This is a genomic window from Veillonella sp. (assembly GCF_041333735.1).
Lineage (GTDB): Bacteria > Bacillota > Negativicutes > Veillonellales > Veillonellaceae > Veillonella.
In genome coordinates this window covers 1,403,275-1,417,661 of record NZ_JBGKFB010000001.1, presented here as the reverse complement: position 1 = coordinate 1,417,661, position 14,387 = coordinate 1,403,275, and the positions used below count along the sequence as shown (strand labels likewise).

Here is a 14,387-nt window from a genome sequence, read left to right as displayed (position 1 = left end):
ATTATTTTCCCTTTCTCATTAAGTCTTCAAATTCGTCAAATAAATATAGATTATCAGTAGGTCCTGGGGATGCTTCTGGATGATATTGTACAGAGAAGATAGGTAATTCTTTATGACGCATACCTTCTACAGTACCATCATTTACACTGCGATGTGTAATTTCTACAAAGTCTGGCAAGGAAGTATCATCTACTGCATAGCCATGATTTTGAGATGTAATATATACGCGGCCTGTACGTAAATCTTGTACTGGATGGTTAGAGCCCCGGTGACCAAATTTTAATTTAAATGTTGTACCACCATAGGCTTGAGCCAATACTTGATGGCCCATGCAAATGCCGAAGATAGGCTTTTTACCGAATAATTTCTTTACTTCTTCTACAGCATAGCCAAGATCTTGAGGATCTCCAGGGCCGTTAGATAAGAATACACCATCTGGATTTGCTGCCAATACATCTTCAGCCTTAGCATCTGCAGGGAATACTGTTAGGCGACAACCAGCTGCTTCTAAAGAGCGAAGGATATTTTCCTTTACACCATAGTCCATTACAGCTACATGGAACTCTGCATTTTTATCGCCACGCATACCTTGCCATTTTGTAGTTACACGCATAACTTGATCTGTTGGCAAGTCTTGTTTAAATAATTTTTGAATATCTTCCATAGGGTAATCAGAACGTACAAGTACGCCTTTCATTACGCCATGGTTACGAAGTACACGTGTAATAGCACGTGTATCTACATCATAAAGGCAAGGGATGCCGTGTAAACGAAGATACTCGCTAAATAAGCCTTCATTTTGCCAGTTAGATGGGAAATCACACAGTTCTCCTACGATAAAGCCTTTACAATATGGTTTAGGGCCTTGAGTAATAGCATTCAATGTACCATAATTACCGATCAAAGGATATGTTAATGTAATAATTTGATCCGCATAGGATGGATCAGTCAAGATTTCTTGATACCCTGTCATACCTGTGTTAAATACAACTTCGCCTACTGTTGGAGCGCCACCTAATAAGGAACCTTCAAACACGGAACCATCTTCAAGAACTAACTTGCCTTTCATTATAAGACTACGCCCTCCTTCATAACTACTTTGCCATCAACTACTGTGAGTTTGGCCTTACCTGTAACAGTCATACCATCAAATGGGCTGACTTTGCCTTTTGTATAGAATTTATTTCGATCTACTGTCCATTCTTCAGTTGTAGAGAATACAGTAATATCTGCTGGTTTACCAACTTCAAGAACGCCTGCATCAAGACGCATTAATTCAGCTGGACGTGTACTCATATAGTACACAACTTGGTCAATGCTGAGTTTATCTGGACCATATGCATTGGTAATAACCGCTGCTAAAGATGTTTCGAGACCACTGAAACCATTAGGAGCACAGCAGAACTCATGGTCTTTTTCTTCATATGCATGCGGTGCATGGTCTGTAATAATTGCATCGATTGTGCCATCTTTCAAGCCTTCTAATAATGCTTGGCGATGGTCTTCGGAGCGAATTGGAGGCGCCATTTTGAACGCTGGATTATATTCGCGTAAATATTCATCTGTGAAAGATAAATGTTGGCTTGTAACTTCACATGTTACATTAAGACCTTTTGCTTTTGCGCGACGAACCATGTCCACTGTATTTTTACTACTTACGTGTGCAATATGAATGTGACCGCCTGTCATTTCAGATAACAAGATATCACGAGCAACTGCCAAATCTTCAGCTACTGCAGGACGACCAATAACACCTAGTTCATAGGAAACGATACCTTCATGCATATGACCATTTTTAGTTAATGTAATGTCTTCTGCATGATCGATAACCATTTTATTAAACATGGAGGAGTATTCTAAGGCACGACGCATAAATGCAGCATTTTCTACATAATGGCCATCATCGGAGAATGCTACTACACCAGCTTCAGCCATATCGCCCATTTCAGCAAGTTCCTTACCTTCTAGGCCTTTGGATACAGCACCAATAAATTCTACTTTCACAACGCCAGTGAGTTCAGCCTGTTTTTGTAAACCTCTTACAAGTGCAGCATTATCTACAACTGGGTTTGTATTAGCCATAGTAACAACACGTGTGAAACCACCAGCAGCAGCCGCTTGTGTACCAGAGTGGAAATCTTCTTTAGCTTCTTGGCCTGGTTCACGCAAATGTGTGTGAATATCGATAAGACCAGGTGCTACGATAAGACCTGTTGCATCATATACTTCAGCGCCTTCAGCACTTAAGTTTTGACCGATGGCTGCAATTTTACCATCTTTTACGAGAACGTCTGCTACTTCGTTTTGTTTTTTTGCCGGATTAACTACCGTACCATTTTTAATAAGCAAGCTCACTACCGTCACCTCCGATAATAGTTAAGTACAATACAGCCATACGTACAGCTACGCCATTACGTACCTGTTCTTGAATTACGGATTGATCAGAATATGCTACATCTGGTGCAATTTCAAGACCGCGGTTCATAGGACCTGGATGCATTACCATTACATCATCTTTAGCCAATTTTAATACATCATTGTTAATACCAAAGATACGAGCATATTCTCTATTTGTAGGATACAATGCAGAATGAATACGTTCTAATTGAATGCGAAGTACGTTAACTACATCTGCATCAGCCACTGCTTCACGAATATCATGGTGAACGGTAACACCTAATTTTTCGAGTTCTGGATATACCATAGTACGAGGACCTGCCAAATGTACTTTAGCACCCATTTTTGTAAGGCCATAAATATTAGATCTTGCTACACGGCTATGCATAATATCGCCTAAGATAACAATTTTTAAGCCTTCAATAGATTCTTTTTTCTCTAAGATGGAATACATATCTAGCAAAGCTTGTGTAGGATGTTCATGAGCACCATCACCAGCATTGATGATGATAGGATCTACTGCTTTTGTGGCGTATAGAGGAGCCCCTTCTGCACTATGACGCATTACGATAGCATCTGTGCCCATATAGGACATAGTTAGCAAGGTATCGCGGAAGCTTTCACCTTTCCCCATGGAAGAACCGCTTGGAGAAAGATTAATAACGTCAGCCCCTAAATATTTACCGGCCAATTCAAAGGAACTACGGGTACGAGTACTAGGCTCCATAAAAAGGTTAATAATGGATTTCCCCTTTAAAAGTGGAACCTTCTTATCATCAGAAAGAACGATTTTCTTCATTTTCTTTGCCACATTCAAAATCAATTTGATTTCTTCAGGTGACACATTTTGCAAACCCAATAAATGTTTGCCTTTTAGGCTAACTTGTCCCATGATTTCCTCCTAACTCACGTAACAAAAAAGACCTTTTGCCCAGGGCAAAAGGTCAAATAGTTTGCACAAAGAAGCCCTTACGGGGGCGCTTCAACTATATTCCTTTCTCAGCCTCTCTGGACTAAATTAAAAGGTTTTGTACTATGCAATGGTCTCTCGTACCATAGGTGCATTTTCTTTATTTATTGTACTGAATCTGCCCTTGAAAGTCAATGTAAAAGCGAAAGTTCATAAGTATTTTAAAAAGAGGACAAGCCCAGTAAAGTGGCTTGTCCTCTCTATACTTACATCATTATCCGAATCCCCAAAACCTATAATTAGACATTACTAGTTTTTATTATTATGATCATGGATTATCGATTCATAGGATATAATCTTGGTGGATTTTGATCATCATTTTGTTGATCTTGCTGTGAACCATATGGAGCTTGACCTTGTTGATCATAAGTCATTGGATTCTGTTGTGCATATTGTTGATTATGCTGAGGTTGACGTTGATCACGACGACGTGTATTTTGAGATGCAGTCGGTCTTGGTTTAGTCAATTCATCAATAGATACAGCATTCGGAATCGTTACGGAAGGAGTATCTTCGTGGACGTCATCAAGTTCACTGAAGGAAGGTCCTGTCTTAGCCGCTTGAGCAGCCTTACGTTCTGCCTCAATTTGTTGACGTGCAAGCTCTGCACGACGACGAGCATTTTCTTGCTGTTCTTTGACACGTTGAATTGCTTCAGCTCGTTCTTTTGCTTTACGTTCCACTTCAGCTTGTGCAAGTGCTTGTTGACGAGCTTCTTCTGCTTTGCGTTCCGCTTCTAAATGAGCTTGGTAGCGTTCTTCAGCAATACGTTTTGCCTCTGCTGCTTGACGTTCAGCTTCTGCTCGTTCTGCAGCCAATCTAGCTTGTTCAGCCTTACGTGCCTCAGCAGCTATACGAGCTTCTTCGGCTTTACGCGCTTCTTCTGCTCGTCTAGCTTCTTCTATGCGACGAGCTTCCTCTGCTCTACGAGCTTCTTCTGCACGTTTCGCTTCGGCTGCGATTCGAGCTTCCTCAGCCTTACGAAGTTCTTCTGCCCGTTTTGCTTCAGCTGCGATTCGAGCTTCCTCGGCCTTACGCAATTCTTCCTGACGTTTTGCTTCAGCAGAAACGCGAGCTTCTTCAGCTTTACGAGCCGCTTCAAGTCGTTCTTGTTCAGCCTTGCGTTGTGCCTCAAGTTTAGCTACTTCTAAGCGACGTGCTTCTTCTGCGCGGCGTGCTTCTTCTGCCTTACGCGCTTCTTCTGCTTTACGGGCCGCTTCAATTCTTGCCTCTTCAGCCTTACGCGCTTCTTCTGCACGTTTAGCCTCTGCTGCAACACGAGCTTCCTCTGCTTTACGGGCCGCTTCGATTCTTGCCTCCTCAGCCTTTCTCGCTTCTTCTGCACGACGTGCTTCTTCAGCTTTTCTTGCCGCTTCAATACGTTGTGCTTCTAAGGCTGCTTTTGCTTCTGCCGCTTTACGAGCATCTTCTTGACGTTTTGCTTCTAACGCAGCCTGTTCAGCTGCACGTTGGGCTTCTAATGCAGCTTTCGCTTCGGCCGCTTTACGTGCTTCTTCGGCACGACGAGCTTCCAATGCTTCTTGTTCTGCTTTTCGTTGTGCTTCTAAACGTGCTTTTGCTTCAGCAGCTAAGCGTTCTTCTTCAGCTTTTTTCGCTTCTAATGCTGCCTTTTCTGCTGCCTGTTGGGCTTCAAAACGAGCCTTAGCTTCAGCGGCTTGTCTAGCTTCTTCTGCCTTGCGGGCTGCTTCAATACGAGCCGCTTCAATTCTCCGTTCTTCTTCAAGACGTTTTGCTTCGGCCGCTACACGAGCTTCCTCCGCTTTACGTTGTGCTTCTAAACGATCGGCTTCGGCCTTTCTAGCAGCTTCAATACGCGCCATTTCAGCTTTACGTTCTTCTTCCGCCTTACGGGCTTCAGCTACCTTTCGATCAAGCTCAGCTTTTCTTTCTGCCTCTAAGCGTTTAGCCTCTTCTGCTTGTCGCATTTCCTCAGCTTTTTTGGCTTCTAAGGCCGCTTTGTCTTTAGCAGCTTGCGCCTCTTGAGCAGCCTTTAACTCCGCAGCCTTACGATCAGCTTCGGCTTTTTCTACCATCTTACGTTCAACTTCAGCATGTTTTGCTTCGGCCGCTTTACGTGCCAATTCAGCCTTTTCTGCTGCTAAACGAGCTTCTTCAGCCTTCTTACGAGCTAATGCTTCTTCTGCATCTTTCGCTTTTTTAAGCTGTGCCTCTTTTTTTGCATCAGCTGCAGCTTTATCGCTCAATTTTTTTGTTTCTTCGTGAGCAATTGTTTCTGCCTGTTTTGCAGGAGTCATAGTAGATTTAGATGTATCTACAGTTCCCTTATTGGTATCTTTACCATTTATAGGCCCTACAGGAATTTGTGTACCACTTTGAGTTGGATGACCCAAACTGTCTGTTACATCTTTTGGTACATTGACCGCAATAGTCTGATGTTTTTGCGGATTTGCAAGAGATTCAGGAATCAATAAGAATCGTATTGGCAAGTTAGATGCACCTGCCGGCATGAAGTTTAATGTTAACAAATCGCCTGCATTGTAATTACCCATAAGACGGCTATCTAATATAGTACCGTCCCCTAGTGCAGTAATCCCATCGGCACCACCGATATGATAAGTCCGCGTATCAGTTTGACCTCTACGGGCACCTTGTTGGTGAAGTGCTTTTACCGTAAAAGAGCCAGAATATGGCCCACCAAGAGGGTTAAAATACAATCTAAACGGTTCATTACCCTTTGTAGGAATTTTTAAAGTGTATGAAACACCATAGTTACCACGGTCACGAACAAATGCTTTATTTTGCATTTCATCTACACCATTGATAAAGGCATCCTCACGGTCGTTACCAACTTCAACAAAAGCACCGCCTAAGGCAGTATCAAAAGGTGTGGTAACCTCCATATTACGCTTAGAACCAGTATATGTACCGCGCAATTGAATTTCATCAATAGGTAAGTTCTTAGCCCAATGTGATGCATCAACGGCGTCCATGCCCATAGGTAGCATCATAACGCGAGCAAAGATTGGCGCCTCTGTTTTAATATCTACAATGCCTGTAAATAATGCATCTTGATATACCGGTGTATTTTCTAAATCAGTAAAGATTAATTGTCGACCTTGGGGCGGAATGCTTAGCGAATATAAAGGTCTCGCATTAGGACTTTCATCTAAAGGGTGCTCCAAATCCTTGCGGGATAAATCGCGACCAGCAGCAAAATAATCTGGCGTTGCCACAGACTTTAACTGTCTCATTACATGAACAGTATTAAGATACGCCGTTTGATTTTCTAGTACGATAGCAATCTTATGGGGCTGATCCATTTCATTTACGTGATAAAAATAGATACGTCCATTCCCATTAATGGTACCAGCACTAAGTGTACCACCTACTGGTCCTACATATTCAGGACTATCCGATAATAGCAATGTATCCGTTTGAGATACCAAGCTTGGTGGCAACGGAGAAAACTGAAAATATCCAATTGATTGTAAATCTATATCACGAGCCTCTACATGGCCTGTAAGCGCAGCCATGGCGGCCATGGTCGCAGCTACACAATATTTTGATTTATAAGAAAACATATATTAATACCTCTATATTTCTTCAAGCCCCATAGGGTCATACGTAAGTGCTAATGCTTCGATTTTCTTTAAACGATGACCAATACCCGACTTGGATAATTCGCCATCCATCAATTCTTCTAGCTCTTTTAAGCTCGCTTCTGGATTGTCCCATCTCAATCTGGCTACAATCCTCAACTTGTCAGGCAATGCATCAATACCAATTTCCCTATCGATGATTCGAATTGCTTTTACCTGACGTACTGCAGCATCTACAACCTTTTGTAAATTGGCGGTCTCACAGTTTACTTGTCGATTAATTTGATTTCGCACAGTCTTCATAATGCGCACATTTTCAAACTCCATCAAGGCTGATTGAGCACCCATAATCTGCAAGCAATTCGTTACTGCGTCGCCTTCTTTAAGGTATACCACATATTCTTCTTTACGCTCCGTCAATCCTGCATGAATGTGAAAGAGCCGCAATACGTGGATAATTTCCTTTGCAAAATTCTCATTACCGGTCATAAACTCAAGATGATAATCACTTTGTGGCTTATTAACAGAGCCACCACCTAAAAAGGCACCTCGTAAAAAGGCACGTCGTGCCTCCATAGATTTAAGCCAACTACGAGGGATTTGTTCAGTTACAGGCCATAAAGCAAGATCTTCTAAAGCTTGTCGCCCTTCTATGGATGGTTCCACAGATAGGGTGTACATATTTTTCTTACGCAAGTTTAGCCCTTGTCGTACTAATACATTAGTAGGCAATTCATATTGTTTCTTTAAAATGCCTAACAAGCGACGAGCTACTGCATTATTTGCAGTAGCTAATCTAATACCAACAGCGCCCTTCATCCCCAGAATGATAGATCCACCCATGCGCAATAAGCAAGACGCTTCAATTTTCATGGCCACATCTGCATCACTAGAGGATTCATATTGGCATAATTCATTTTTTACATCTTCAGCAAATGACATAGGTATCCCTTCTCATTAATGATCATCTCGTTGGAGATAATACTCTAAGATATGTGGTTCAGTATCCGATTGCATGGCGTGAACAATATCCATAATTACTTTACCTAACCGTTCAGGATCATGAACAGCAGGCTTTTTCGGACTAATTAAAGTAGCCCGAATCGTGCGAATCCCTTTAGCTTGTAGTTTCTTAGTATCTAATGCTACAGGCTCAGAACCTACTGCACTATATTGTTCTACCATTTGAATTGGTAGTGGCCCATCGTTTGCCAGTACAGTATCTACGATGCCTTCCCCACCATGAGCGATAAGAGCCTCCACATGATCACTAAGTGAATAGCCCGATGTTTCTCCAGGTTGAGTCATAACATTAGCAATATAAATCTTATTTGCCTTACTAGCACATATATGAGATGCAATTTTATCAGTTAACAAGTTTGGAATGATACTTGTATATAAGCTACCAGGTCCAAAAATGATAACATCTGCTTCATCGATAGCACGTAAAGCAGCACCTTCCGGCTTTGGTTGCGCCGGTTCGCTATACATATGGCGAATGGTTTTACCAGCGTTTGGAATATTACTTTCACCTTCTACAATGGTACCATCGGTCATCTCTGCAACCAATTTAATGAACTCTGTAGATGAAGGAATTACACGACCTCGGACACGTAGTAATTTACTAGCCGCTTCAAGTGCTTCCTCCACATCTCCATCATATACTTGAGCAAGTGCAGTAATAAAGAGATTACCAAAGCTATGACCAGATAATTCATTTTCCCCTTCAAAACGGTAGCGGAAAAGATTTTCCATAACCCCTTCTTGTTCTGCTAATGCTACTAAGCAGTTTCGCAAATCACCAGGGGCAATCATTTTAAAATCTTCCCGTAAACGACCTGATGAACCACCATCATCAGCTACCGTAACAATAGCTGATAAATTAGATGTGTGTGTTTTCAATCCACGTAATAGATTAGATAATCCTGTACCACCGCCGATAACAACGATTTTAGGACCTTTATCAAGGCGTATATTTTGGAAGATAATATCTGATACCTTACTATCAGGATTAGGCAATACAGCACGAATAATCGTTTTAATAACCTTACTAGTACCAATTAGCATTAAAATAGCGCCAATCGATAATATAACTGCGCCCACAGCAATGAGCACATTATAATTGTAAAAGCCCGTCATATTATAGGAAAAGGCCAGTACAACATCTTCAAGAACGGCAAGCCATTGATAGTTAAATATCAATGATATGCCAATGATTAAAAGACCTACACCACAACTAAATAGGGCAAGCCAACGTTTTATATTTAGGCCCGGTATAAGCCACCGAAACCATCTTTTTCGCAACATAAGAACCCCTATCTAGTTACCAAGTGTTTTAATTTCATGAGGATTATAATCTTCTTCTACATTATTTTTCATCATATCTCTATGCTCTACAGAAACGCGATAACCTTTCTCTAAGAGATGAGAATATAATGCTTCTGCCATGGCCACAGATCTATGCATACCGCCAGTACAGCCAACAGCAACGATAAATTGAGATTTACCTTCTTGTTCATAATTAGGCACAAGGAAATCTATAGTGTCAAAATAACGTTTTTTAAATTCTTCTGTAACCTCAAAGGAGTGAATATATTCATTAACGGCTTTCACACGTCCTGTTTTATGACGAAAATCTGGAATGTAGAATGGATTTGGTAAGAATCGTACATCCCAAACCATATCAGCATCTAAAGGCAGACCATATTTAAAGCCAAAGCTTACAACTGTAATAGACATACCATGACCTTCGTCTACCTGAGTAAAGCGAGTTTTTAAATACTCTTTTAAGCTAGCTGTCTTCATATTTGTTGTATCAATAATAAAGTCTGCTTTATGACGTACAGAATTTAAAATTTGACGCTCTTCTTTTAATCCTGTAGTAATCATTCCATCTGGAGCTAACGGATGGCTACGACGACTTTCTTTATATCGTCTAATTAAAGTCTCATCGGTAGCATCCATAAAGACGATTTCATAATCCACCTTCATTTCTCTCAATGTTTCAAGAGAGGAAGAAAGAGCTTCAAAGAATTCACCGCCCCGGATATCTACAACCAAAGCCACACGATTTGTACGCTCCCCACCTTGTCGACAAATCTCACTTAACTTAGGAATAAGTACAGGAGGAATATTATCAATACATAGATAACCCATGTCCTCTAATGCTTGAAGTACCTGCGTTTTACCGGCACCAGACATACCTGTAACAATTAATAAACGAAATGCTTCCATAGTTTTACTCCATTATAAAAGATTCTTTTCTATCCAGTGAGCTACACCATCTTCATTATGATGACCACATACCTCATGAGCCACAGCTTTTACATGTTCCGCAGCATTTGAAACTGCTACTGAATACCCCGTTTCACTAAGCATAGAAATATCATTTTCTGCATTACCAAAAGAAATTATATTTTCTAAACCAATGTTATTATCCATGGCTAATTGAGCTAATGCACGTCCTTTAGATACATTAGGGGCAGTGATTTCAAGAAAATCTCGTTGACTGCGTACCAATGTAACTTCATTACCAACTAAAGGCGTTAAGATATCAATAATTCGATCAATGCCCTCTTCAGTATCGATAGCAATAAGCTTGTTAGGTTCCGAGGTGAGCGTATAGATTCTATCGCCTAAAAATTCAGCTACAGCTCCAGTTTGCTGCTCATAACGATCAGATTGCCAATTTCTATGATGACATAGTAAATGATCATCTACATACGATTGTATATGCCAATCATAGTGTTGACCAAGTTCAAAAATACGATGTACTACATCGATAGGAATTGTTTGTTCAAATAGCTTATATCCCGTTTCTAACTCTTGAATTAATCCACCGGAAAATAAAATCATCGGCACATTACCTAGCTGTAATGCGGTACCAATTGGTTTTGCAGTCTGATACATGCGCCCTGTAGCAATAGTTATACCAATCCCCTTCTGCTGTAAACGCTGCAATACATTTACAGTATACTCAGAAACCGTATTATCGCTACGTACCAAAGTCTCATCACAATCTATGGCTACCATTTTTATTTGAGAAAAAGAAGGATTCATTCTTACCTCCTTCACAAGAAAATATAATACTCTTTATTATACCATCTATGGTTCTAAAATAGCATAATAAAAGGTATTCTATATCAATTTACTATGGGGTTATATGTGTTAAGCACAAAAAAAGAGACTCCCGAAGGAGTCCCTTTTATATGGTTAACTATCAAATTAGAATTTGTAGTTAAGGTCTGCACGGTAGAGGTCGCCTTTGTCGTTACCGTTTTGAGTTTTCCAATCAAAACCGTAGTAAGCAGACAAGCCAACATTATTTTGCAATGCATAGTCAACAGTTGCCATCCAACCTTTAGCATCTTTAGTATATGTTTTATCGTAACCATGATTCCATGTAGTATCAACGATAGGAGCATTAGCTTTTTGGTTGAAGTATTGAGCTTTAACATCCCAAGTACCTTGTTTAGCTTGGTTATAGTTACCATAGCCAAGACCTGCAGTCCAAGCTTGAGAGTTTTCAACGCCAGAAGCTTTCAACCATTCGCCACCAACCCAAACTTTATCGAAGTTAGCGTCAGCATTGAAGCCATAAATGTTTTTATATTGGTTAGCTGCAGTTTTGTCTTGGTTAACACGATCATAGAAACCACCTAAGTTAGTATGTTTACCAACTTTACCATTCAAACCAACATATGTATGAGATACATTTTGTTCTTTTGTTAAATCATTACCATGAGTGTTTCCGGAGATAAGGCTACCATTTTCGCCAGAAACCATATAACCATAAGCGGCTTGGAAGTTAACTTTATCATTACCAGCGTTGAATTGAGCACCGTCGAAAGTACCATCAAACATTAAGCCACCACCAAATGCTTGACCGAAACGACCAGCTTTAACAGATACGCGTTCGCCGAATTTATGGTTAACATAAGCGCGATCAACTTTTACACCAACATCTTTTGTATTACCTAATTCAAAGTTGTCAGAAGCTACACGAACTACTGCATCTGTACGATCGTTAACTTTTGCGTTGAATTGCAAACGTGCACGAGCGTCGAATTTGGATTTAGCGTGTTCAGCATCACGGTAACGAAGACGAGCATCACCAGTAACTTTTACGTTACCTACGCGGTCTTCCAAGCGAGCTACACGAACGCCCAAGTTGTTCAATTCGTTGGAGAATTCATCAGCCAAACGGTTGATCATAGCTTGTTGTTCAGCGTTAGCGCGGTCTTGGTTAGCCATAGCTTTAGCTACCATTTGAGCCATTTCGTAACGAGTGATGTTGTTTTGGCCTTTGAAAGTGCCATCTGGGTAACCATTTACGATACCAGCGTTAGCCAATTGGGAAACTGCTTGGTATGCCCAAGAATCTGGAGTTACATCGGAGAATGGGTTAGCTGCGAATGCAGTAGTTACACCCAAAACTGCTGTTGCTGCAAAGATTGCTGCGAATTGTTTTTTCATAGTTGAATTCCTTCTTTCTGAAAAAAATAGAAATACAAAATGTTACAAGTCATAACATTCACATTCTACTCTGTTCTTCAGATAAGAATTTCTGGGAGTGTCCACGTTTCCTCGCCACATTCTACATCGAAGTTCTTCGTTTCATGTGTTTGTTACTTCTTGTAGGGTGATATTAGCATAACCAAATTTTCGTGTAAACCCTTTTTTCTCAATTTCATTCTCATTATAAAAATTTTATAATTTAAAATGACCTCAAATTCAGATTTTATCTGGTTTTATAAGGCCTATTTTTTTTTAGTAAAAATATCAAATTTATCTTTTTTTACATTAAATGAGACTTATTATCATATATATTATTAAGTTTTGCTAATTAATTAAACCATCATTAATTAGTTGACGCCTATTTTATGCATAAATGGTTCATAAACACCTCATACAATATATTGTGTGATAGATCTATATATATATACTAATCAAATTAATTTTTAAGGTTCACTTAATATAGATTTATTTTACTATATATATACTATTATATACAAAAGTAAATATTATCTATCTGTATATAACAAAAAAAGACTTCCGAAGAAGTCTTTTTTTGTTTGTAAGGGAATTAGAATTTGTAATTTAATTCTGCACGGTAGAAATCGGAAAGATCATTACCTTTTTGGTCTTTAGAATTAAAACCATAACCTGCGGATAAGCCTACGTTATCTTGTACTGCGTAGTTTACGCTAGCCATGTAACCTTTGTACCCATTAGATGTATTTGTTAAGTCATATGCTTGGTCCCAAGTGGAGCTTACGATTGGAGCGTTAGCTTTTTGGTTGAAGTATTGACCTTTCACATCCCATGTACCTTTTTTAGCGATCTCGTAGTTACCATAACCAACACCAGCTGTCCAAGCTTGGGAATCATTTACGTTGGAAGCTTTTAACCATTCACCACCAACCCAAACTTTATCTTTACGGAAGTCTGCATTGAAGCCGTATACGTCTTGACCATCAGAGCTTACTGTGGAACCGTTATGGTTCAAGTTACCGCTAGATAATTTAGAGTAGAAGCCACCAACTGTGGATTCTTGACCAACTTTACCTTTAACACCTACATAAGCTACAGAAGGATTATCGGATTTAGAATTTCCATTTGTTGCTCCTGTATCAGATGTCATGTAACCATAAGCACCTTGTACTTGAACTTTGTCATTACCTACGTTCAATTGAGCACCATCAAATGTATCATCGTACATTAAACCGCCACCAATTGTTTGTTGGAAACGACCACCTTTAGCAGATACGTGGTTACCAAATTTATGATCTACATAAGCACGATCGATTGTTGCATCAGCACCTTTTGTAGAATCACCGAATTCGTAATTACCTTTTACACGAACAACAGCTTCAGTTTTATCATTTACTTTACCGTTGAATTGAACACGTGCACGGCCATCTGTTAAGGACTTACTGTTATTTTTATAAACGCCTTTATCTTCAGAACCTTGGTAACGGATACGAGCATCACCAGTTACTTTTACATTACCTACGCGGTCTTCCAAACGAGATACGCGAACGCCCAAGCTGTTCAACTCATTGGAGAACTCATCAGCCAAGCGATTAATCATTGCTTGTTGTTCTGCATTAGCGCGATCTTGGTTAGCCATTGCTTTAGCTACCATTTGAGCCATTTCATAACGAGTGATATTGTTTTGGCCTTTGAAAGTGCCATCTGGGTAACCATTAACGATACCAGATTGTGCTAATTGGGATACAGCTTGGTATGCCCAGCTATCTGGAGTTACATCGGAGAATGGGTTTGCAGCGAATGCTGTTGTTACACCTAATACTGCTGTTGCTGCAAAAATTGTTGCAAATTGTTTTTTCATAATGAATTCCTTCTTTCTTATAAATAAGAATTTATATTATCAGAAGACATTCACTGTATAAGCGGTATAACTATGAAAGATATAT

At 40.0% G+C, this 14,387-nt stretch carries 10 protein-coding genes; all 10 read right to left on the bottom strand.

The window, feature by feature from the left end; translation table 11 throughout:
- Position 1: 1 nt before the first annotated feature.
- Positions 2-1,069: a glutamine-hydrolyzing carbamoyl-phosphate synthase small subunit gene (gene carA / locus ACDF53_RS06475; protein WP_005387324.1), complete on the bottom strand. Its 1,068-nt coding sequence runs from the start codon at positions 1,067-1,069 to the stop codon at positions 2-4.
- Entirely contained in the window at positions 1,069-2,355 is a 1,287-nt protein-coding gene (locus ACDF53_RS06470) for a dihydroorotase (protein WP_039969456.1), read from the bottom strand. The genes carA and ACDF53_RS06470 overlap by 1 nt, the downstream gene beginning before the upstream one ends.
- The gene (locus ACDF53_RS06465; RefSeq protein ID WP_105090313.1) at positions 2,339-3,289 is read right to left on the bottom strand and encodes an aspartate carbamoyltransferase catalytic subunit; all 951 of its coding nucleotides are present in this window, start codon (positions 3,287-3,289) and stop codon (positions 2,339-2,341) included. The genes ACDF53_RS06470 and ACDF53_RS06465 overlap by 17 nt, the downstream gene beginning before the upstream one ends.
- Before the next feature lie 353 nt (positions 3,290-3,642).
- The gene (locus ACDF53_RS06460; protein ID WP_370815780.1) at positions 3,643-6,930 is read right to left on the bottom strand and encodes an ATPase; all 3,288 of its coding nucleotides are present in this window, start codon (positions 6,928-6,930) and stop codon (positions 3,643-3,645) included.
- Positions 6,931-6,942: 12 nt separating this feature from the next.
- Positions 6,943-7,890, bottom strand: a complete 948-nt coding sequence (gene whiA, locus ACDF53_RS06455; protein WP_105086207.1) for a DNA-binding protein WhiA — start codon at positions 7,888-7,890, stop codon at positions 6,943-6,945.
- Positions 7,891-7,905: 15 nt separating this feature from the next.
- Positions 7,906-9,255, bottom strand: a complete 1,350-nt coding sequence (gene yvcK, locus ACDF53_RS06450; RefSeq protein ID WP_370815779.1) for a uridine diphosphate-N-acetylglucosamine-binding protein YvcK — start codon at positions 9,253-9,255, stop codon at positions 7,906-7,908.
- 12 nt (positions 9,256-9,267) lie between these two features.
- Positions 9,268-10,182, bottom strand: coding sequence for an RNase adapter RapZ (gene rapZ, locus ACDF53_RS06445; protein ID WP_213467077.1), 915 nt, complete (start codon positions 10,180-10,182; stop codon positions 9,268-9,270).
- A 12-nt stretch (positions 10,183-10,194) separates the two neighbouring features.
- Entirely contained in the window at positions 10,195-11,007 is an 813-nt protein-coding gene (locus ACDF53_RS06440) for a Cof-type HAD-IIB family hydrolase (protein WP_370815778.1), read from the bottom strand.
- A 165-nt stretch (positions 11,008-11,172) separates the two neighbouring features.
- On the bottom strand, positions 11,173-12,423 hold the full coding sequence (locus ACDF53_RS06435) for an S-layer homology domain-containing protein (protein WP_370815777.1): 1,251 nt from the start codon (positions 12,421-12,423) through the stop codon (positions 11,173-11,175).
- A 610-nt stretch (positions 12,424-13,033) separates the two neighbouring features.
- Positions 13,034-14,302, bottom strand: coding sequence for an S-layer homology domain-containing protein (locus ACDF53_RS06430; RefSeq protein WP_370815776.1), 1,269 nt, complete (start codon positions 14,300-14,302; stop codon positions 13,034-13,036).
- Positions 14,303-14,387: the final 85 nt, after the last annotated feature.